This is a genomic window from Natrinema sp. CRL1 (genome assembly GCF_059162405.1).
Window position 1 is genome coordinate 441,119 of the sequence record NZ_JBLVOY010000002.1, and the last position, 19,442, is coordinate 460,560.

Annotated in this window: 20 protein-coding genes and 1 tRNA gene; 11 read left to right on the top strand and 10 right to left on the bottom strand. The window is 66.2% G+C overall.

Annotated elements, in window-relative coordinates; all coding sequences use genetic code 11:
• Positions 1-104: 104 nt before the first annotated feature.
• From tuf to ACJYUO_RS07940, 4 genes are all read left to right on the top strand, one after another.
• Entirely contained in the window at positions 105-1,367 is a 1,263-nt protein-coding gene (tuf, locus tag ACJYUO_RS07925; RefSeq protein WP_494344852.1) for a translation elongation factor EF-1 subunit alpha, read from the top strand.
• A complete protein-coding gene (gene rpsJ / locus ACJYUO_RS07930; protein ID WP_004215311.1) occupies positions 1,368-1,676 on the top strand; it encodes a 30S ribosomal protein S10 in 309 nt (102 codons plus the stop codon).
• 262 nt (positions 1,677-1,938) lie between these two features.
• Entirely contained in the window at positions 1,939-2,643 is a 705-nt protein-coding gene (locus ACJYUO_RS07935; protein ID WP_494344853.1) for a rhomboid family intramembrane serine protease, read from the top strand.
• Positions 2,644-2,763: 120 nt separating this feature from the next.
• Positions 2,764-2,835, top strand: a tRNA-Ala gene (locus ACJYUO_RS07940).
• A 62-nt stretch (positions 2,836-2,897) separates the two neighbouring features.
• Here the strand turns inward: ACJYUO_RS07940 and ACJYUO_RS07945 are convergent.
• Both ACJYUO_RS07945 and ACJYUO_RS07950 read right to left on the bottom strand, forming a co-directional pair.
• Complete coding sequence (locus tag ACJYUO_RS07945) at positions 2,898-3,218, bottom strand: HalOD1 output domain-containing protein (RefSeq protein ID WP_494344854.1); 321 nt, start codon at positions 3,216-3,218, stop codon at positions 2,898-2,900.
• Complete coding sequence (locus ACJYUO_RS07950; protein WP_494344855.1) at positions 3,211-3,690, bottom strand: Lrp/AsnC family transcriptional regulator; 480 nt, start codon at positions 3,688-3,690, stop codon at positions 3,211-3,213. The genes ACJYUO_RS07945 and ACJYUO_RS07950 overlap by 8 nt, the downstream gene beginning before the upstream one ends.
• 385 nt (positions 3,691-4,075) lie before the next feature.
• On the opposite strand from ACJYUO_RS07950, the gene ACJYUO_RS07955 reads away from it, so the two are divergent.
• Positions 4,076-5,188 (top strand): lipid II:glycine glycyltransferase FemX, encoded by a 1,113-nt coding sequence (locus ACJYUO_RS07955; protein ID WP_494344856.1) that lies wholly within the window; start codon positions 4,076-4,078, stop codon positions 5,186-5,188.
• 82 nt (positions 5,189-5,270) lie between these two features.
• Here the strand turns inward: ACJYUO_RS07955 and ACJYUO_RS07960 are convergent, their stop codons facing one another.
• Positions 5,271-6,797, bottom strand: a complete 1,527-nt coding sequence (locus tag ACJYUO_RS07960) for an ATP-binding protein (RefSeq protein ID WP_494344857.1) — start codon at positions 6,795-6,797, stop codon at positions 5,271-5,273.
• 198 nt (positions 6,798-6,995) lie between these two features.
• Between ACJYUO_RS07960 and ACJYUO_RS07965 the strand changes: the two genes are divergently transcribed.
• A complete protein-coding gene (locus tag ACJYUO_RS07965; protein ID WP_494344858.1) occupies positions 6,996-8,018 on the top strand; it encodes a WD40/YVTN/BNR-like repeat-containing protein in 1,023 nt (340 codons plus the stop codon).
• A gap of 131 nt (positions 8,019-8,149) precedes the next feature.
• Here ACJYUO_RS07965 and ACJYUO_RS07970 read toward each other — a convergent pair whose 3' ends face one another.
• Positions 8,150-8,806, bottom strand: a complete 657-nt coding sequence (locus ACJYUO_RS07970; protein ID WP_494344859.1) for a hypothetical protein — start codon at positions 8,804-8,806, stop codon at positions 8,150-8,152.
• A 2-nt stretch (positions 8,807-8,808) separates the two neighbouring features.
• Complete coding sequence (locus tag ACJYUO_RS07975; RefSeq protein WP_494344860.1) at positions 8,809-10,029, bottom strand: PQQ-binding-like beta-propeller repeat protein; 1,221 nt, start codon at positions 10,027-10,029, stop codon at positions 8,809-8,811.
• 234 nt (positions 10,030-10,263) lie between these two features.
• Here ACJYUO_RS07975 and ACJYUO_RS07980 point away from each other — a divergent pair, with 234 nt between their 5' ends.
• The 5 genes from ACJYUO_RS07980 (at position 10,264) to ACJYUO_RS08000 (ending at position 13,853) form a co-directional block, all read left to right on the top strand.
• The gene (locus tag ACJYUO_RS07980) at positions 10,264-10,578 is read left to right on the top strand and encodes a 30S ribosomal protein S24e (protein WP_494344861.1); all 315 of its coding nucleotides are present in this window, start codon (positions 10,264-10,266) and stop codon (positions 10,576-10,578) included.
• Positions 10,579-10,713, top strand: coding sequence for a 30S ribosomal protein S27ae (locus ACJYUO_RS07985; protein ID WP_138244004.1), 135 nt, complete (start codon positions 10,579-10,581; stop codon positions 10,711-10,713).
• Between the two features lie 118 nt (positions 10,714-10,831).
• Positions 10,832-12,628, top strand: coding sequence for a bifunctional N(6)-L-threonylcarbamoyladenine synthase/serine/threonine protein kinase (locus ACJYUO_RS07990; protein WP_494344862.1), 1,797 nt, complete (start codon positions 10,832-10,834; stop codon positions 12,626-12,628).
• A 90-nt stretch (positions 12,629-12,718) separates the two neighbouring features.
• Positions 12,719-13,003, top strand: coding sequence for a DUF5808 domain-containing protein (locus ACJYUO_RS07995; RefSeq protein ID WP_494344863.1), 285 nt, complete (start codon positions 12,719-12,721; stop codon positions 13,001-13,003).
• Between the two features lie 298 nt (positions 13,004-13,301).
• Positions 13,302-13,853, top strand: a complete 552-nt coding sequence (locus tag ACJYUO_RS08000) for an XTP/dITP diphosphatase (RefSeq protein ID WP_494344864.1) — start codon at positions 13,302-13,304, stop codon at positions 13,851-13,853.
• Positions 13,854-13,886: 33 nt separating this feature from the next.
• On the opposite strand, the gene ACJYUO_RS08005 is transcribed toward ACJYUO_RS08000, so the two are convergent.
• From ACJYUO_RS08005 to ACJYUO_RS08025, 5 genes are all read right to left on the bottom strand, one after another.
• Positions 13,887-15,014, bottom strand: coding sequence for a guanosine monophosphate reductase (locus tag ACJYUO_RS08005; protein ID WP_494344865.1), 1,128 nt, complete (start codon positions 15,012-15,014; stop codon positions 13,887-13,889).
• Between the two features lie 144 nt (positions 15,015-15,158).
• Positions 15,159-15,638 (bottom strand): DUF7384 family protein, encoded by a 480-nt coding sequence (locus ACJYUO_RS08010; RefSeq protein ID WP_494344866.1) that lies wholly within the window; start codon positions 15,636-15,638, stop codon positions 15,159-15,161.
• 162 nt (positions 15,639-15,800) lie between these two features.
• Complete coding sequence (locus ACJYUO_RS08015) at positions 15,801-16,913, bottom strand: putative sulfate/molybdate transporter (RefSeq protein WP_494344867.1); 1,113 nt, start codon at positions 16,911-16,913, stop codon at positions 15,801-15,803.
• Between the two features lie 154 nt (positions 16,914-17,067).
• Positions 17,068-18,693 (bottom strand): methyl-accepting chemotaxis protein, encoded by a 1,626-nt coding sequence (locus ACJYUO_RS08020; protein WP_494344868.1) that lies wholly within the window; start codon positions 18,691-18,693, stop codon positions 17,068-17,070.
• Entirely contained in the window at positions 18,686-19,363 is a 678-nt protein-coding gene (locus ACJYUO_RS08025) for a heme NO-binding domain-containing protein (RefSeq protein ID WP_494344869.1), read from the bottom strand. The genes ACJYUO_RS08020 and ACJYUO_RS08025 overlap by 8 nt, the downstream gene beginning before the upstream one ends.
• Positions 19,364-19,442: the final 79 nt, after the last annotated feature.

The window sequence follows — 19,442 nt, forward strand, 5'->3', positions numbered from 1 at the left end:
ACCGCAAGAAGGCGTCGGGGTAGGCCGAATACGCTTTCGAAATGGTTTTAACCGCAACGAGCCAAAGAGACCGATATAAGCGCCTCTGCGCGTGAGCTACAACAATGAGCGACCAACACCAGAACCTGGCCATCATCGGTCACGTTGACCACGGGAAGAGTACGCTCGTGGGACGACTCCTCTACGAGACGGGGAGCGTACCCGAGCACGTCATCGAACAGCACCGCGAAGAAGCCGAAGAGAAGGGCAAGGGCGGCTTCGAGTTCGCCTACGTCATGGACAATCTCGCCGAGGAGCGAGAGCGTGGTGTCACCATCGACATCGCCCACCAGGAGTTCTCCACCGACGAGTACGACTTCACCATCGTCGACTGTCCTGGTCACCGCGACTTCGTGAAGAACATGATCACGGGCGCATCCCAGGCGGACAACGCCGTCCTCGTCGTCGCCGCTGACGACGGTGTCGCGCCCCAGACCCAGGAGCACGTCTTCCTGGCTCGAACCCTCGGTATCGACGAGCTCATCATCGGTATCAACAAGATGGACATCGTCGACTACGAAGAGTCGACGTACGACGAGGTCGTCGAGGAAGTGAACCAGCTGCTCAAGCAGGTTCAGTTCAACACCGAGGACGCCTCGTTCATCCCGATTTCGGCCTTCGAGGGCGACAACATCGCCGAGAAGTCCGACAACACGCCGTGGTACGACGGCGAAATCCTGCTTGAGGCCCTGAACAACCTGCCGGAGCCGGAGCCGCCGACGGACGCGCCGCTTCGACTCCCGATTCAGGACGTGTACACCATCTCCGGTATCGGTACCGTCCCCGTCGGACGTATCGAGACCGGTCTCCTGAACACCGGCGACAACGTCTCCTTCCAGCCCAGCGACGTGGGCGGCGAAGTGAAGACGATCGAGATGCACCACGAAGAGGTGCCCAAAGCAGAGCCCGGTGACAACGTCGGATTCAACGTCCGCGGCATCGGCAAGGACGACATCCGACGCGGTGACGTCTGTGGCCCAGCCGACGACCCGCCAAGCGTCGCCGAGACGTTCCAGGCCCAGATCGTCGTCATGCAGCACCCCAGCGTGATCACGGCCGGTTACACGCCGGTCTTCCACGCCCACACCGCACAGGTTGCCTGTACGATCGAGTCCATCGACAAGAAGATGGACCCCTCGAGCGGCGAGGTCGCCGAGGAGAACCCCGACTTCATCCAGTCGGGTGACGCTGCTGTGGTCACCATCCGACCGCAAAAGCCCCTCAGCATCGAGCCGTCCAGCGAGATCCCAGAACTCGGGAGCTTCGCCATCCGCGACATGGGTCAGACCATCGCAGCCGGCAAAGTCCTCGAAGTCCACGAGAAATAAATGCAGCAGGCACGCGTTCGACTCGCGGGCACGAGTCCAGACGACCTCGACGATATCTGTGACGACGTCCGCGAGATCGCGAACAACACCGGCGTCAACCTGAGCGGGCCGATCCCGCTGCCGACGAAAACCCTCGAAGTGCCGACCCGAAAGTCGCCCGACGGCGAGGGCACTGCGACGTGGGAGCACTGGGAGATGCGCGTCCACAAGCGCCTGATCGATCTGGACGCCGACGAACGCGCACTCCGACAGCTCATGCGCATTCAGGTGCCGAACGACGTCTCGATCGAGATCGTCCTCGAAGACTGACGGTCCGATCGCGACTCGAAGTGGCGTTATTTACCGTTTTTGTGCCGTCTCGAGCGCTCGTCCAGTAGCCGTCGCTGTGTCCTTCGACTGTCGTGAGACACCGCACAGCAGCCGTGCTGCAGGCTGGGACGGGTCGATGATCCGGAAGGGACCTGACGGTGCTCGGGCCGTTCTCTATCAGCAGCCGCTCGAGTCCGCGCTTTCCGCCTCGACCCACCCGTAAGCGACGGGACTTTTGTCGCTTGCCGTGCCAGCTACCCCTATGGCGAGTCGCTCGCGGTCACGGTCACAGTCGACCACCTACCTGCGGTCCGACTCCGACGGGAGCGACGGGTCGGCCTCGGGCTCAAGCAGCCCGCTTCTCGAGGTGCTCGTCGTCTTCGCCGTCGTCTTCGTCGCGCAGGGAATCACGACGGTCGCGGGCCTGATGGGAACGTTCTTCATCCTCGCACCGCCGCTGACGACGAATCCGTGGACCATCGTGACGAGCGTCTACGCTCACAGCGGGCTCGGCCACCTCGTCTCGAACACCATCGCGCTGGTCGTCTTCGGCTGGCCAGTCGCGCGAGCCACGACGCGCCTGCGCTTTCATACCTTCTTCGCGATCACGGGTGCGATCGCGGGCGTCTCCCAGATCGTCATCACGGGCGTGCTCGCGGCGCTGCCCTTCGTCCCCGTCGCACCCACGCCGGGCGTGCTCGGTGCCAGCGGTGCCGTCTTCGCCCTCTTGGGCTATCTCGTCGCCTCGAACCGGCTCGCGACGGGGCTGGCCTCGTTCGTCGCGGTCCCGCAGTGGCTGTCGATCCTCGTCTTCGTCGGGCTCGCGATCGCGGTCACGTTCGCCACCGCCTCGCCCGGCGTCGCCCTGATCGCCCACTTTACCGGCTTTCTCGTCGGCGCGGCCGCCGGCCGCGCTCGCGTGTTGCAGGCCGACTCGAGCACTCACTCCGACCCTGCGAGGCTCTGAGGGTTGTTTCGGGTCTTCGCTCGAGGAGGCACGCTCGAGTGGTTCGTTCCCGTGGTGGTTGGTCACGACCTGTCCTCGAAACACAAGCTACAAATAGAAACCCGGGTTAGGAACGGGCGAGGGCTCGTAGATCAGTGGTAGATCGCTTCCTTCGCAAGGAAGAGGCCCTGGGTTCAAATCCCAGCGAGTCCACTTTTGACGACGCTTCGCCGGTCAGTGGTAGACTCGTCGAATATCGCAAACTTGCCGGGACGTTACTTCTCGCTCGAGCCCTCGTCTCCAACAACCGCCACTTCGAGCGCGCCATCCCCGAAGACGGTGATCGCGAACCCCTGATAGCGAAAGGAGACCGACGACTGTTCGGGGTGGGGCGTCCGCCGTGCGCTCTCGAGGACCGCCTCGAGGCCCTCGGGATCGATGGCCTCGTAGAGTGGGGGAAGCGCCGTCGATTCGCGGTCGGTGATCGTCTCGAGCGCGTCGACGACTGCGACGCTGGGGTCGATCGACGCGAAATCGTATGCTGTTCGATAGGTGTTCGTCTCGATGTCGTATTCGATCGGGCTGCCGTCAGTCATCCGTTTCATCGCCGACGAGCTGTTGGCCGAAGTGGTCGAACGGCTGTTTGTGGAAACTCTTGAGGATCTTCGAATTGACGACCTCGAGCCCGAGGTCGGAGAGCTCGTCGCTGATTCGGGCGATATCGTCGGTTTCGGTGCCGACGGCCTCGATCTGGATGTTCTGCTGGCCGTTGAGGACCTCTTGAATCGTGACGACGCCGCTCACCTCGCGGGCCGATTTCGCCAACTGCTCGCGCTCCGGGTTCGGCGCGGTACAGATGAAGAGAACGTGCAACTGGAGGCCCGCTTTGTCGTAGTCGACGATCGGATGATAGCCCCGAATAATGCCCTTCTCCTCGAGTTGTTCGATTCGATTCCGAACCGTACTCGGGGAGACATCGATCTCCTCGGCCATCTCCTTGGTCGTGAGTCGCCGCGCGTCGCGTTGGAGCAGATAGAGGACGGCCTTGTTCGTGTTATCGAGATTCATTTGCGTAGTTTCGCAGATGTCTGCGCCTGCCTTGTCCTTTTCGTACTGTGGCTAGATTTTTCTACAAATATCGCACTCTATAGTGTGAAATGAGCAAGCTTTCGATTCGAGTCCTGTGGAATAAGCAACCCCGAACGATCCACACTAAGTGGACCCGAAACGATCGCCGTATCGCCGACGCGGTCCCGTCGGAGTGTCCCGGCTCGTTCCGGGGTACTCGAGTCCCAGTGACCAGCCGAACAACCGAGGCCGCGACTCGAGGGAGTAGCCGCCACCTACCCCGGAAACGGCGGGGCGCTTCGAAACGGTTGGCGGTCGTTACCGTCACGGTGCCGAGACGGAATGGACGGACTACCAAATAGGGAACCCCTCTTGACATCGGACAATGGCACAAAAGACCGGCGGCAACGCTCGCTCGAGGTTCCATCGACTCGGGTCGCTGTTCTCGAACCGGTACGGGCGATCCGCCACTGAGGAGTCGAATCTCGAGGTGACCGTCGTCGATTCCATTCGGGACGTGGGGAAAGCCCAGTGGAACGACATCGTCGAGCGCTCGAGTCGCGGCAGCGTCTTTCACCGCTACGAGTGGCTCGACGCGATCGAGCAGGGGTTGGGATACACGCCAAAACACCTCGAAATCACCAAGGACGGGAACACGATCGGCGGGATGCCGAACTTCGTTGTAGAGATCGAGAAGACGCCGTTCAACCGGCTCTCGTCGCTCTATCCGGGCTTTGGCGGGCCCCTGCTGCCGACGGATACGAAAGTGTCACTCGAGCAGGCCCTCGAGGCCGTTCCGCGACTCTGTCGGGGAAAGACGATCGTCCACCAGATCCGCGGGCTCGATATGAGTTACCTGCGGTACAACGACGCGTTGCAGTCACAGGGCTATCAGCCCTACCGACGGGAATGTCGGTTCCTGCTCGATCTCACCAAGAGCCACGACGAGATCCTCGCGGACATGAGCCGGACCCGGCGGCGGGGGATCGAACACGGACGGGACGGCGACTACGAAATCGTCGAGGAGGAGATCACCCGAGAGACGCTGCGGCGATTCTACCGGCGCTACGAACGCGTCATGGACCGCGTCGACGGGGAGGTGTATCCGTTCTCCTTTTTCGAGCAACTGCAGGCGATGGACGATCGCCTCCTCTTGTTGACGATTCGGATCGACGGCGAGTACGCCGGGGGGATGCTCGAGTTGCTCGACGACGAACGCGATTCGATCCACGGCTTTTTCGCTGCCGTCCCTCGGGAGTATTTCGACGATCACGCGTCGGAACTCCTCTACGATCACGTCTTTCAGTGGGGGATCGACCACGGGTACGAGACCTACGACTTCGGCAGTACGAACACGGACTTCGAGGACGGCGTCTTCCGGTTCAAGGAAGGATTCGGCGGGCGCGCCGTCCCGATCCTCGTCTGGGAACGGGGGTGTAGCCCGCTCTGGCCGCTGGTGAAAGCCGGCCGCGACCTGTACTGGCCGTATTACACGTGACCAGCCCTGTCGGGCCATCGCAGCCGCAGCAACCTGTCGACTCGCAACGAGCCACAGCGCGTACTCCGCCGGCCGATTGCCGTTAGTGTCCGCCCACCGCATTGGTATCGTGCCCCGCTACGTCGGACGTGTCCGGAAACGACAGCCGCACGGTCGTTCCGCCCTCGTGGCGGTCGATAAAGGAGAGTTCGCCGCCGGTCGTTTGGACGATCCAGTTGACGAACCATAGCCCGAGCCCGGAGCCGTGGTTCAGCGCCGTCTCGTGGCCCGCCAGCACCGCTCGGCGTTCGGTCGCCGGAATCCCCGGCCCGTTGTCGGTGATCGTAAACTCGAGTCGGGTGCGAAAGTCGGATTCGACGGTGGTTGCGCCGATTTCGATGCTCGGACGCTCGCCGGACCGAGCGGATGCGTCGGTTCGCCCGTCACCGTCGGTAGCCACGGCCTCGCCCGTGTGAGTCGTGGTGTTGTGTTCGATCGCGTTATCGACGAGTTCGTTCAAGGCGTCGATCACCGTGTCGTCGACGGTCGGCGTCGACGGTTCCGATCCGTCGTCTTCCACTCGTGAGACGATGTCGGCGTCCGGATAGATCGACCGTGCCCGGTCCGTGACCCGCCGGACCGCCTCGGCCGCGGTGATCCGCTCGGCGCTGCTGTGTCGGTCGAGCGTCCGCTCGACGCCGCGGGCCTTGTCGGCCGTCGCGAGCAGGTCGTCGATCTCCGCACGGATCGGCTCTACGTGTCGGGCCTCGAGTCCGGGATTCCGTTCGCCGATCATGTTGGCGTGGCCTCGGATGACGGTAAAGGCGTTCCGGAGGTTGTGCCGGAGCACCCGGTTGAGGACCTGAATGCGCTGTTCGCGGTCCCGCTGGTCGCTGATGTCGCGGGCGACGACGACGTAGCCGTCCTCGAGTGTGCTCACCGTCACGTCCTGTGGGAACGTCGTCCCGTCCGTCCGCGTGGCGGTCAGCGTGCCGCGCCAGTAGTTTCGATCGGCAAGCGCCGGGATGACTTCCCGATCGATTCGACGTCGTGACTCGTTCGTGTACAGTGTTCGCCACCGTCGGCCGTCGAGAGCAGCGCTGTCCGATAGCCCGTAGAGTGCGCCGTAGGCCTCGTTGGCGTAGACGTGGCGGTCGTCGACCACGACGGCGATGCCGTCCATCGAGGCGTCGACGGCCCGCGAGAGGCGCTCGTTCTCTCGATACTGCTGTGAAAATTCGGCGTAGACGTGTCCGATGGCAGCCCCGAAAGCAAGCCCAGTACTCGAGGCGTTGATCACCGGCTGGGCGAACCCGCTTGAAATCCCCATCCGGACCGAGAGGAGAAGCATGCTACAGAGACAAAAGAGCGCGACCATCGCGCCGCAGGCAGACGAACTGATGGTGACGATCACCGCCTGCTCGGCTCCGGCCGCGGCGTCGGTTCGCAGGCCGTACCAGACGAGGCCGACGCCGACTGCCGTCGGGACCACCATCTCGAGTCCGAGCAATAGTGCGGGGCCGCCGAAGGTCAGTGTGTAGGCCGCAACGATAGCGAGCAAGCCGAGGCCGACCAGTGACACTGCACGCACTCGAACGCGGCCGACCGTGCGGCGAGTGAGGGCCCCCATCGAGCTAGTAAGGGATCTATTCACGGGTCTCATTAATGAATTGGCATACACCCTGACATGATCGGCCGACCGACTCGGTCCTCGTGGGCTGTCAGAACACCGAGCGGTCGGGTCGACGGATGATCCGGCTTTCCGGCCGATCCGTCAGTAGTCGACGGCCGCCGGACGATATATCCGCTCGGCTCCCCTCTCTCACGTATGGTAACGGTACTCGTCGCGCTCCGAGACCGATTGCTCGTCTGTACGGGCGACGGGCATGCAGCCGACGGCTGGACGACGACGCCGCGACTCGAGGGATATACCCTCGAGTGCGTTGCGGCGGCTCCCGACGCGCCCGAGCGATATTTCGTCGGCACGTTCGATACCGGCCTGTTCCGTAGCACCGACGGCGGCGAGACGTTCGCCCCCATCGAGACCGAGTTCGACGCCCTCGAGAGCGGTGCCGTGATGGCGGCGACGATCAGCCCGCACGATCCGCGGGTCGTCTACGCCGGAACCGAACCCAGCCGGATCTACCGGTCGCGGGACGGCGGCGATTCCTGGACCCACCTCGAGGGACTCACGGACCTGCCCTCCGCGGACGAGTGGTACTTCCCGCCGCGTCCGCACACTCACCACGTCCGCTGGCTCGCGGTGGACCCGTTCGATCCCGAGCGACTGGCCGTCGGGATCGAAGCGGGCGCGTTCGTCTACACGTCCGACGGCGGCGAGACCTGGCACGAACGGCCACCGGGATCGCGCCGAGACAACCACAGTCTGGCGACCCACCCGGATCGGGAGGGGCGACTCTACGCCGCGGCCGGCGACGGGTACGCCGAGAGCGATGACGGCGGCCAGTCGTGGCGGCGGCCACAGGAGGGCCTCGATCACACCTACTGCTGGAGCGTCGTCCCCGATCCCGGCGATCCAGAGCGCGTGCTCGTCTCGAGCGCGAGCGGCGCGTCGACGGCCCATACGGCGAATCACGCGGAGTCGTACGTCTACCGGCGCGAGGGCAACGGGGCGTGGGAGCGACTCGAGGGGCGGGGGCTTCCGACCGGCGAGGGCGTCGTCAGAGCGGTGTTCGCGAGGACGGGCGAGCCCGGTGTCGTCTACGCGGTGACCAATCGGGGACTGTTCGTCTCCGAGGATTTCGGGAGCCGCTGGGAACGACTCGATATCGACTGGGGCGAGAGCGTCGAGACGCAGGCACCTCGAGGATTGGCCGTCCTCGACACCTAACGGTCGGTCGGCAACTCGAACGGGCCGTTGCGATACCGGTGTTCGAACAACGAGACGATCGCGACGGCGTGAACCGGCGCGACGAGCGCGCCGGTCAGGAGCGCGCCTGCGACCGGAACGCTGGCGAGGAGCTACGCACTGGTCCCGAGGGCGACGACGAGTCCGAACCCCGACCAACCGTCGCCGCGAATCCAAGCACTGCCGTCTCGGATCGCTGTCCAGGGCGACGCACCGGCGGCGATAAGTCCGGGTACGGGAAAGAGCCACACCATCGCGGCGAGCAGCACTGCCAGCGGACCGAGCCCGAACAGTCCCATGTCGTGGGGCGCGATCCAGTCGAGAAACCGGGTGACGAGATCGATCGCGACCACGAACCCGAGGTACGACGGGAACGGTTCGAAGTGCGCCTCGCCGTCCAGCAGCCGAGTCAGTGTGAGGACGCCCGCGAGCGCGACCGCGAGCAACGAGAGGACGTGTAGTCCGAGCGCCCAGGCGAGATACGGTACCTCGAGTCCGACGAGCGACTCAAGTGGCAACACCGTCCGGCTCACCCCGGTCGGGTAGCCGGCGTACTCGAGGGAGAGCGTCGCTTTGTCGATTCCGGCGTACTCGAGGGCGGGAATCGGATCGCGCAATCGGAGCGCGTCGATAGCGGCGAGGACGAGCCCCGCGACGGCGAAGGGGGCGAGCAGGTCGGGATTGCGACGGAGTCGGCCGATTGCCGCCGAGAGGACGGGGACGACTGACCACGCTCGACGGTCGTACGCGTCGCTTCGGTCCCGCGCCACGGTCAGTTCGCCTCCTCGAGGGCGAGCAGTCCCTCGTCGGCGAGGACGTACATCACGCCATCGCCGACGATCGGCTGTGTGAAGTAGGTCGCCCCCTCGTAGGTCCACCGCCGGTCGCCCGTCTCGGCGTCGATCGCGACGAGTTCCGAGATCTGGTACCCGAGGTAGACGACGCCGTCGGCGACGACCGGGTCCGTATCGGGACTGTAGCCGGCGGTCCACTCCCGCGTGCCGCTCTCGAGGTCGATCGCGTGCAGCGACTCCTCGCCGTCGGTGACGAACACCGTGCCGTCGGCGACGGCAGCGCTGCCATCGGGAGCGTTCCCGTCGTGAACGTACTCCCAGCGGACGCTGCCGTCGGTCCGATCGAGCAGGACGACGCCCTCCCGATCGGGAACGACGAGCCCCGCGTCCGTCACCGTCGGCGGACTGAAATTGCGGTAGTTCAAGGAGCTGTCCGCGTGGGGTTCCGGCTTGACACTCCATCGACGGTCACCCGTCTCGGCGTCGAACGCGACGACGTCTCCGGGCCGACTCGAGACGTAGACGGTTCCGTCGCGGACCGCCGGTCGATTCGATCCGATCGACCGGGGTTCACCGATCGTCCGCTCCCACCGGATACGGCCGCTGCTCGCGTCCACTGCGACGACGTGGTCGCTGTCGGGGACGACCGCGTACACCGACCCGTTGGCCGCGACGGGCGACGGCTCCCGCGGTGACGAACTGGACCACCGCTGACTCTCCCGGCCGTGGCTGTGCCACCGCTCGGTGCCAATCGACCGGCCGAACGCCTCGTAACCGCCGCCGGCGCTCAATCCGTAGATTCCTTTCCGGCCGTTGACGGCGAGCGTGTCGCGCCGGTAGGCTTTCGCCACGGCTCGAGCCGGCGACGACCAGTACTGTCCATCTCGGGTGAATCGGATCTCACCGGTCTCGCGATCGAACGCGACCAGTGATTGTTGACCGACGGCGTACAGCGTCTCGCCGACGAGGATCGGTGCCGTCTGTCCGTACATGCTCGAGTCCGTATCTCGCTGCCACACAACCTCGACACCGTCTTTCGGTCCCGTCGCGTCGGGGTTGGAGCCGGTTCCCGCCGGATCGTATCGCACCATCGGCCACTCGAGGCGGTCGGCGTTCGTCGCGCCGAGCGTTGCGTGAGTCCCAGTCAGGCCGACGGCCGTCCCACTGAGGGCGACGAGGAGGCGTCTTCTGGAGGGCATTACCATCGTCCGGTTTCGCCAGTCGACTCATATGTTTTTCCACCGATCAATAGGGCGGAAAACGAACGCCGGTGCATCCAGCGACTCGTAAATGGCCGTCGAGAGCGGCAGACCGAAGACGAGACCGCCGTTCGGACCCGAGACCCAGGTCGCGTTTCGCCGAGGTGTGGCCATCGGTCGCTTCGAAATCCTTTTAGGCGCTACACGGGGATAGTAAGGTAACTGAGTGATATCATGGACGTCGACATCATCTCCGAAACGGAGAACCCCATGTTGCATCGAACGGACGTGACCTTCGAACTCGTCCACGAGGACGCCACGCCCTCCCGTCTGCAGGTTCGTGACAGCCTCGCGGCGAAGCTGAACAAGGACGCCGACGAGGTCGTCATCCGCACGCTCGACACCAAGTTCGGGATGCGCAAGACCGTCGGCCAGGCCAAGGTCTACGACACCGCCGACTACGCCCGCGACGTCGAGCAAGACCACATGCTCGAGCGAAACAAGATCGGCGCTGAAGACGAAGCCGAAGCGGAACCGGAGGAAGCCTAAATGGCGCGCTACGAACTCTACGGCGACGACGGCAGCACCGAGGGCGAACTGTGCCCCCGTTGTGGCGACGCTTTCCTCGCCGACCACGGCGACCGCAAGCACTGCGGGAAGTGCAGCTACACCGAGTGGGAGTAGGCGCGATGTGCCGACCGGCGAGTCGCACCGAACCGCGACCGGGTCCTGAACCGACCCGGGACCGGGCGATACATCCGGCCTAACGCGATGTATCGAACACCGCAGATTCGTTCTACCCGTGAGTAACACTGTACGTATCCTCGGGATCGAAGGCACCGCGTGGGCCGCCAGCGCAGCCGTCTTCGACGCCGAGACCGACGACGTCTTCATCGAGAGCGACGCCTACCAGCCCGAAAGCGGCGGCATCCACCCCCGCGAGGCGGCCGAACACATGCACGACGCGATTCCCCGCGTCGTCGAGTGCGCGCTCGAGCACGCCCGTGAGACCTACGATGGGCCTGCGGACGAGCCGCCGGTCGACGCCGTCGCTTTCTCGCGCGGCCCCGGGCTCGGCCCCTGCCTCCGAACCGTCGGCACGGCCGCTCGAGCGCTGAGTCAGGCGCTTTCGGTGCCGCTGATCGGCGTCAACCACATGGTGGCCCACCTCGAAATCGGCCGCCACTCCTCGGGCTTTGACTCGCCGGTCTGTCTCAACGCCAGCGGCGCGAACGCGCACTTGCTGGCCTACCGTAACGGCCGGTACCGCGTGCTCGGGGAGACGATGGACACCGGCGTCGGCAACGCGATCGACAAGTTCACCCGCCACGTCGGCTGGTCACATCCCGGCGGGCCGAAAGTCGAGGCAGCCGCCGCGGACGGCGAGTACGTCGATCTCCCTTACGTCGTCAAGGGGATGGACTTCTCGTTTTCGGGCATCATGAGCGCCGCGAAGCAAGCGTACGACGGCGTCTCCGCGAGCAGTGCGAGCGGGGGCTCGTCGGACGAGCGTCGCGAGTCCGACGGTGGCGTGCCCGTCGAGGACATCTGCTACTCCCTCCAGGAGAATATCTTCGGCATGCTGACTGAGGTCTCGGAGCGTGCCCTCTCGCTGACCGGCAGCGACGAACTCGTCCTCGGCGGTGGCGTCGGACAGAACGACCGCCTGCGCGAGATGCTCGCCGAAATGTGCGCCCAGCGCGGGGCCGAGTTCCACGCGCCCGAACCCCGATTCCTGCGGGACAACGCCGGCATGATCGCCGTACTGGGTGCAAAGATGTACGAGGCGGGCGATACCCTCGCGCTCGAGGACTCGCGGGTCGACCCCGATTTCCGACCTGACCAAGTGCCGGTCACATGGAGAGCCGGTGACCCCGAACTCGCTGCCGGGCGCGGGGCCGACGCGGGCGACCGTGAGGTCCGCGGTGCCGAAGCGCTCGTCTCTCTCGAGCCCGAACGCGGCCGCGTGACCAAGCGCCGCGAGGCAAAGACCTACCGCCACCCCGAACTCGACGATCGGCTCCGCAGGGAGCGGACGACCCTCGAGGCGCGACTGACCAGTTTGGCCCGCCGCGAGGGAGTACCGACGCCCGTGCTCTCGGATGTCGATCCCCACGAGTCGCGACTCGAACTCGAGTACGTCGGCGAGCAGGACCTCCGGAACGGGCTGACGCCCGCAGGCGTCCGCGACGTCGGGCGACACCTCGCGCGGCTCCACCGGGCCGGGTTCGTCCACGGCGATCCGACGACGCGGAACGTTCGGGTCGAACGTGTGGGACGCGACGCGTCCCAGTCCGAGCGAGCGGTCGGCGACCGCGAGCAGCGCGTCGCGCCGCCGACCAAGCGACTGGACGACGGCCGTGAGCAAGACGCCGACCGAACCTATCTCATCGACTTCGGCCTCGGCTATCACACCGACCACGTCGAGGACTACGCGATGGATCTGCACGTCTTCGATCAGAGCCTCGTCGGCACCGCCGACAACCCCGCCCCGCTGCGCGAGGCGGTCCGCGAGGGGTACCGCGAGGTCGGCGAGGAACGGGTGCTCGAGCGGCTTCGGGACGTCGAGGGCCGGGGCCGATATCAGTCGGATTCGTAGCGGCGGATCGGCGAGTGCGACGCCGTCGGTCGGTCTCGGTGACAGCGCCGGCACACAATCCCTTTATCGGGGGACGACGTATCACCGCGCATGGCAGACAAGTCGACGTCCGGTGAGATTCTCGGGGTACCGTACAACTTCGAACGACCGAGCATCAGTCGCATGCTCTCGTCGTACTGGCAGCCCGGCGAAGGGATGCTCGTCGAGAAACCCTTCGGGGTCGGTTACACCCTGAATCTCGCCAACTGGCGCTCGTGGATCGTCGTCGCCGTCGCCGGCGCCCTGCTCTGGCAGCAAGAACAGGGCGCGTCCGGCGGCGACGAGGAAGCAGTCGACGAACCGGTCGAGGTCATCGTCGACGACGGCGACGACTGAGACGGTTTGCTGTACCGATTTACCGGTGCGACCGCGACATGGCCTGCGGTCGCACCGGAAATGACGTACAGCGGACCGTATGACCCGTGCGAATCGCCTTTTCGCGGCCGCTGTGAGCGACGAGCCGCCGCGCCGCCTTCTGCGATCGACTTCGCCCATGATGCAGTCGAGGCTCCCGATGCTCACGGACCGGGCGCTATCTCGCCACGTCGCAGTTCGCTCGAGGCCGTCGAATCGGGGCGGACGGTCGTGCGCGGCAACCGACGCCTATTTTCCGTCCGCGGACCCCGGCTCGAGTATGACTATGCGATTCGTCACCGGCAACGAGGGGAAGGTCCGCGAGGCGCGGGACTACTTCGAGGGTATCGAACCCATCGAGCAAGTCGAGTACGACTACACCGAGATTCAAAGCGACTCGCTCGCGGAGATCGCCGCACACGGTGCCCGCGAGGCCTACGCGGAACTGGGGAGCGATGAACCGGTCTTGGTCGACGACGCGGGCCTGTTCGTCGACGCGCTGGGCGGCTTTCCGGGCCCGTACTCGGCCTACGTGGAGGACACCGTCGGCGTCGAGCGACTGTGGCGGCTCGCGAGCGAGGAGGAAAACCGCCGGGCGCGGTTCCGGACCGTCCTCGCCTACGCGGACGAAACCGGGACGGAAACGTTCGCGGGGTCGGTCGCCGGCACGCTCGTCGCACCGCGCGGTGAGGGCGGGTTCGGCTACGACCCGATTTTCGAGTACAACGGCCAGACGATGGCCGAGATGAGTACCGAGGAGAAGAACGCGATTTCCCACCGCGGGCGCGCGCTGGCCGAGTTTGCGGAGTGGTACGCCGGCCGCAACGAATAGGCCGGCCGTCCCGCGAGCGCGACCCGAGCGAACTCAGTCGTCGCTCTCGGCGGCGGTCGTCGTGGTCTCGTCGTCCGCTCGCTGCGATTCGGTATCGGTTTTCGCCTCGCTATCGACGCTGACGCCCTCCCAGTCCTGATCCGTGTGATACCCTTCGCGCTCTTTCGCGCTCGGAGCGACGCGGATGAACTCGGCTTTCCGGCGCGCGTCGGCAATGGTGTGGCCGCCACAATAGGAGAGGCCGGACTGGATGCCGGCACAGAACTCGCCGACGACGTCGGCGACCGGCCCCTTGTACGGCGTCAGTGCCTCGACACCCTCGTCGGCACGGACGTCGGCGTCTTTGTCGTCGCGGTTCTCGGCGGCGGTCGTGGTCGCCATGCCACGGGAGCGCTTGTACCGGTCGCCGTCGACGTCGACGACCGCGCCGGGGGCTTTCTCGGTGCCGGCGAGGAGACTGCCGAGCATCACGGTGTCCGCCCCGGCCATCAGCGCCTTCGCCGCGTCGCCGGACGTGCGGATCCCGCCGTCGGCACAGATCGTCACATCCAGCTCCTCAGCCGCCGTTGCGCAGTCGTCGACGGCAGTCAACTGCGGGACGCCGGCACCGGCGACCTTCCGCGTGGTACAGTGGGAACCGGGGCCGATACCGACTTTCACGCAATCCGCGCCGGCGGCCGCCAGATCCCTGACCCCCGCCGGCGTCGCGACGTTGCCGGCGACGAGGTCCGTCGACGGAAACTCCTTCCGGAGCCGTTCGACGGCCTCGAGCGTGCGCTCGAGGTGGCCGTGGGCCACGTCGACCACGAGCGCGTCGACGCCGGCCTCGACGAGCGCGACGCTGCGGTCGACGTAGTCCTCATTGATGCCTACCGCGGCGGCGACCCGCTCGTCGGCGGCTTTGACTTCCGCGACCTGTGCCGACTGCTCGTCGGCCGTGAGGAATCGGTGCAAGACGCCGAGGCCGCCGGCCCGAGAGAGTTCGATCGCCAGTTCGGCCTCCGTGACGGTGTCCATCGCGGCGGAGACGACCGGTGTGTCCAACTCGAGGCTCGGCGTAAATGGCGTCGAGAGGTCAACGTCGCTGCGGCTGTCGACGGGCGAGCGGTTCGGGACGAGGAGCACGTCACCGTAGCTCAATCCCGTGCGAAGATCGTTCATAACCCCTCACCACTCGGGGATCGTGTCGCATAAGGGTATCGACAGTCGGCGGGGTCTGTAGATCGGCTCTGCAACCGGTTTGCCCCGGCGCGCTCGCGGATGAGCGGTGTCAGCCGTTTGCCCGCGGACAGGCGGTCCCGGCCGCTACGCTCGCGGGTCCCGGTCCGGACCCGGGTACTCGCCACCTTCGACGACCGCGTACAGGCTCTCGGGATCGAACAGGGTCGCGAACGCGTCCGGCGGGCGGACGCTGACCGACACGTGCGGTTGCAGGGTCAGCCCGGCTTTCGCCGATTGGAGGCGCTCGTCGTAGGAAAGCAGGTGCGCTGCCTCGCCCCGATAGGCTGAGGCCAACGCGGGGTGGTCGTCCTCGGGCTGGTCGACCGCGACGCGCTCGGTCTCGAGTCGTTCCCGGTGGTCGGCGGCGAGATCGGCGTCGGCGAGGCTTGTTACAAGTCGCTCCGTTTCCTCGAGCAGCGGGTCGCTCGCGATCAGTTCGACCCACGAGTGGCTGCGAACGTGGTCTAACGCCGCTCGTGCGTCCCCGTCGACGAGGAGGTCCGCCGCGAGCACGTCGGCGTCCGCGACCACGCGGGCGGGGTTCGGTTCGTCGCGTTCAGACATCCCCGTCCTCCCGGATCGACTCGAGTTCGGTTCGGATTCGCTCGAGGTCGCCGTCGTACGCCGCCCCGCGGTCGAAGAGATCGGCCCAACTCGCACTCATTGGCGGTCGTTGGAACGCCGGGCTAAAAGGCCATCCGGCTCACGCGGGCGACGGGGACCTAATTAGACTCCTTGGGAGGACCGCGACAGCAGCCAGAACGCGACGGTTCCGAGGACGAAGGCGACGCCGACGTTGCCCGCGAGGCCGACGACTCCGACCGCCGCGACGACCGCGAGCGAGCGGCGGTCGTCGACGGGCGCGAACGCGGCGCGGCCGAGCTCGAGCGCCACGACGACGAGCAACACGCCCAGAATCGCCGTCGGGAAAGCCGCGAGCACGGCGCCAGCGGCGACCAGCGCGAGCGCGAGGTAGCCGATCCCCAGCAAGACGTTCGCGCCGCCGGTTCGCGCGCCGAAGGCGTACTTCCCCGCGAGCCCGCCGCTGCCGTGACACATCGGCACGCCGCCCAGTGGGATCGCCGCGAGGCAGGTGACGCCCATACTCTGTGAGAGGTCGTCCGGCGACACGTCCCGATCGTAGAGGTCGCCACAGAGCAGAGCAGTCGCGATCGCCGCGTTCCCGACCGTCATCCCCAACTGGGCGACGGTTCCCTCGAGCGCGGCGGCGCTGAGCGACGGCGAGCCGGCGGGAAAGACGGCAGGGGCCGGGATCGTCGGCGTCGGAACGCCGGCCGTCGCGACGGCCGCGACCCCGCCGAGTCCGAGCACGACGAGCACGCTCGCCTGCCGGTAGCCGACGAGTGCCAGCAGGCCGACGACGGCCAGCCCGCCCGCCGCCATCGGGAGGTTTCCGAGCGAGAGGTCGACCGCTGCCTCGAGCAAGAGCAAGGCCACTGCGAGTTGTACCCCGCGGATGACTGGTTCGCCGACGACCTGTTCGAGTCGGCCGACGAGTCCGAGGCGACCGACGACGAGCAAGACGCCGCCGGCGAGCAGCCCCGCGGCGGCGAGTTCGGCGTAGGAGAGCGTGCCGACGATCGCCAGCCCGACGAGCGCCTTCATCGGCTCGACGGAGAGCGGCATCCCGTAGTACAGCCCCCAGACGATCTGGAAGACGCCGAAGCCGACCAGTACGTGGGGCAACGAGACGCTCGTCGTTGCAGCCAACGCTACGAGCAGCGGCAATACAGTAACCGAATCACCTAGCGCACCCGTGAGTTCGCTCGCGGAGAACTCGAGGTCGGCATCCGTCGGTGACCGGAACGAGTACGCCATCTATCCCCGGTAATTCGGCGATGGTCTTCACTCTTGTCTGTAATCGATTGGAGTTTCGATCCCGGGTAGAAGCTAGTCAAATCGGTTTCGGGCTGTCGGACGCTGGATCGCGTGACGGGCCCGGAGTGAGGATGAACCCAGCCCGCAGCGACAGTTATCGCGTCACGGAGCCGCCGTCGCCGATCGTCTCCGTCCCTGAACTGCCGGTCGATACCGCTTCCGGATCGACATCGTCGGCGGTTCGGGCCTCGGGGAGATCGTAGCCGCTCTCGGTGACGTAGCGCTCGAGTTGGGCGTTCAACTCCCCGGCCTGCTCGGTGAGGACGGTCGCGCTGCGAGCGACGTGAGAGAGGGCCTCCGCTTGGGCCGATGCCCGCCGAGCCGCCCTCGCGGAGGTGTCTGCCGTCTTCTCGCTCGTTTTGGCGGCGGACTCGACGAGGACGACGACCTCCTCGGTCGCCGAGGCCTGCTCTTCGGTCGCCGCCGAGATCTCTTGGACCCCGTCGTTCGTCCGCTCGGCGAGTTCGGCGATCTCCTCGAGAGAGGTTGCCGCCGCCTCGACATCGGCGACGCTGTCCTCGATGCGACCGCGGCTGGTCCGGACCTCGTCGGCCGCCGATATCGCGCGCTCTTTCAGTCCCTCGAGGCGCTCCTCGACGGCCTGGACGGAGTCGTAGACCTCTTCGGAGAGGTTCTGAATCTCGTCGGCGACCGCACCGAAGCCTTCGCCGCCACCGTCGCCGGTCCGCGTCGCCTCGATGTTGGCGTTGAGTGCCAGCATGTTCGTCTGTTCGGCGATGTCGCTGATCGACTCGACGAGTTCGTCGATCCGTTCGGCCTCGGCCTCGAGTGCCTCGATCTCCTCGAGGGTCCGTTCGGTTTCGGTATCAATCACCTCCATCCCGTCGATCGCGTCGTCGGCCGCCCGGCTCCCCTCCTGTCCAGCGCGTGCGGTCCTGTCGGCGGTGTCGGCGACCTCGGAGGCCGTTGCGGCGATCTCTTCGATCGTCGTCGAGAACGACTGCATCTCGGCCGCGACGGTCCGCAGTTGGTCGTTTTGGGTCTCGTTGTCGCTGACGACTTCGGTGAGCGCCTCGCTCGTGCGCTCGCCTTCCCGTTGGACCGTTTCCATGCTGGTCTTGAGTTCGCGGCTGTAGGTGACGACCTCGCCGGAGAACGACTTCAGCGTCCCGAAGGTGTCCTCGAACTCCGCGAGCATGGCGTTGGAGTTGTCCGCCAGTTCGTCGATCGCGTCGTGGGTGCCGGGCTGGTCGAACCGCCGCGTGAGATCGCCCGCCGCGACCGTCCGCGTCGTCTCGGCGTGGGCCGCGACCGTGCTCTCGAGTTCGTCCAGCGAGCGATCCGTGTGTTCGCCAGCCGCCAATTGATCCCGGATCTCGGCGAGTGCCCCTTCGAGTCGCGCGAATTCGTCGTCCCGGTCGGTCTCGAAGGCAGTGTCGTATGTGCCCTCCTCGAGGCTGATCGCTCGCTCGGTCACGTCAGCAACCTCCTCGCGCAAGTTGTCGCGCTGGCGCGGTGCGACACGCGCATCCGACGCCGCGGCGATCGCGGCCGCGGTCCCGCCCGTGGCGACGACGCCAGCGACGCCGACGCCGATGAGGGGCGTCGTCAGGCCGCCGAGGGCGACTGCGGCGACGGCGACGGCGACCAGTCCGACGAGTCCGATCGCGACGCCAAACCCGATCGGCGTCCCGGACTGGATCGCCGACGGCAGCGGCGACGTGCCGTCCGCATCGGCGGCCCCGTCGGCGTCAGTCATCGGTTCCCCCGCGAGGCGCGTCGGCCGGTGAGTCTGATTCAGCGTCGGTCTCGAATTCGAATCCGGATTTCTGCTCGGCGTCGGCTCCGGCCGTCGACGTCGAGTCCGCCGCGGCTCCCGATCGGGGAGCCGTCCGTCGTCGAATCTCGAACCGGCAGGCGTCGTCGCCCTCGTGCATACAGGTCTGTTCCTCGGCGACCAGTTCCTCGTCGAAGCGCTCGGCGACGCCCTGAATCGCCCCGCGTGCGATGTCACACAGCTTCCGGTCCGAATCGTAGGTGATCCGCACTCGGTTCTCGTCGAGTCGCTCGGAGCGGATCCGTGGCGTCGTCAGCGTCGTCATGTCTCGCGTCCGTAGCGACGTATGGAACTGCTGGATGTTCGCAATGAGCTCTAAGCCCTGCCACTCGTCGTCGATGTGGAGATCGTAGGTCTCGAGCAGCGCCGGGACGACCCACTTGCCGTACTGGGTCAAAATCGTCCGCGGGCTCTGGTCGGTGAGTTCGCCGGCGGTGCGGGCGATCTCGTAGACGTCGCCGTCCGGATAGACGGTGACGGGGACGTAGACCTTCTCCTCGATGTCGGCCTCGTCTTGGACCGCAAGCCACGCGTCCTCGCCGTAGGTGTCGACGACGAACGCCTGCAGTGTCTTCAGAATTATTCCGTGCATGCCATCCCCCGCTCGCCCGTCCCCCGACGGCCGTTCTCTGCGCTCTCGCTGGTGTCCGTTTTCATAAGTACTCTAGACC

Bases quoted from the DNA above. Each gene is read 5' to 3' on its own strand.
- tuf (WP_494344852.1), top strand. From the start codon at position 105: ATGAGCGACCAACACCAGAACCTGGCCATCATCGGTCACGTTGACCAC.
- rpsJ (WP_004215311.1), top strand. From the start codon at position 1,368: ATGCAGCAGGCACGCGTTCGACTCGCGGGCACGAGTCCAGACGACCTC.
- ACJYUO_RS07935 (WP_494344853.1), top strand. From the start codon at position 1,939: ATGGCGAGTCGCTCGCGGTCACGGTCACAGTCGACCACCTACCTGCGG.
- ACJYUO_RS07945 (WP_494344854.1), bottom strand. From the start codon at position 3,218: ATGACTGACGGCAGCCCGATCGAATACGACATCGAGACGAACACCTAT.
- ACJYUO_RS07950 (WP_494344855.1), bottom strand. From the start codon at position 3,690: ATGAATCTCGATAACACGAACAAGGCCGTCCTCTATCTGCTCCAACGC.
- ACJYUO_RS07955 (WP_494344856.1), top strand. From the start codon at position 4,076: ATGGCACAAAAGACCGGCGGCAACGCTCGCTCGAGGTTCCATCGACTC.
- ACJYUO_RS07960 (WP_494344857.1), bottom strand. From the start codon at position 6,797: ATGGGGGCCCTCACTCGCCGCACGGTCGGCCGCGTTCGAGTGCGTGCA.
- ACJYUO_RS07965 (WP_494344858.1), top strand. From the start codon at position 6,996: ATGGTAACGGTACTCGTCGCGCTCCGAGACCGATTGCTCGTCTGTACG.
- ACJYUO_RS07975 (WP_494344860.1), bottom strand. From the start codon at position 10,029: ATGCCCTCCAGAAGACGCCTCCTCGTCGCCCTCAGTGGGACGGCCGTC.
- ACJYUO_RS07980 (WP_494344861.1), top strand. From the start codon at position 10,264: ATGGACGTCGACATCATCTCCGAAACGGAGAACCCCATGTTGCATCGA.
- ACJYUO_RS07985 (WP_138244004.1), top strand. From the start codon at position 10,579: ATGGCGCGCTACGAACTCTACGGCGACGACGGCAGCACCGAGGGCGAA.
- ACJYUO_RS07995 (WP_494344863.1), top strand. From the start codon at position 12,719: ATGGCAGACAAGTCGACGTCCGGTGAGATTCTCGGGGTACCGTACAAC.
- ACJYUO_RS08000 (WP_494344864.1), top strand. From the start codon at position 13,302: ATGACTATGCGATTCGTCACCGGCAACGAGGGGAAGGTCCGCGAGGCG.
- ACJYUO_RS08005 (WP_494344865.1), bottom strand. From the start codon at position 15,014: ATGAACGATCTTCGCACGGGATTGAGCTACGGTGACGTGCTCCTCGTC.
- ACJYUO_RS08010 (WP_494344866.1), bottom strand. From the start codon at position 15,638: ATGTCTGAACGCGACGAACCGAACCCCGCCCGCGTGGTCGCGGACGCC.
- ACJYUO_RS08015 (WP_494344867.1), bottom strand. From the start codon at position 16,913: ATGGCGTACTCGTTCCGGTCACCGACGGATGCCGACCTCGAGTTCTCC.
- ACJYUO_RS08020 (WP_494344868.1), bottom strand. From the start codon at position 18,693: ATGACTGACGCCGACGGGGCCGCCGATGCGGACGGCACGTCGCCGCTG.
- ACJYUO_RS08025 (WP_494344869.1), bottom strand. From the start codon at position 19,363: ATGCACGGAATAATTCTGAAGACACTGCAGGCGTTCGTCGTCGACACC.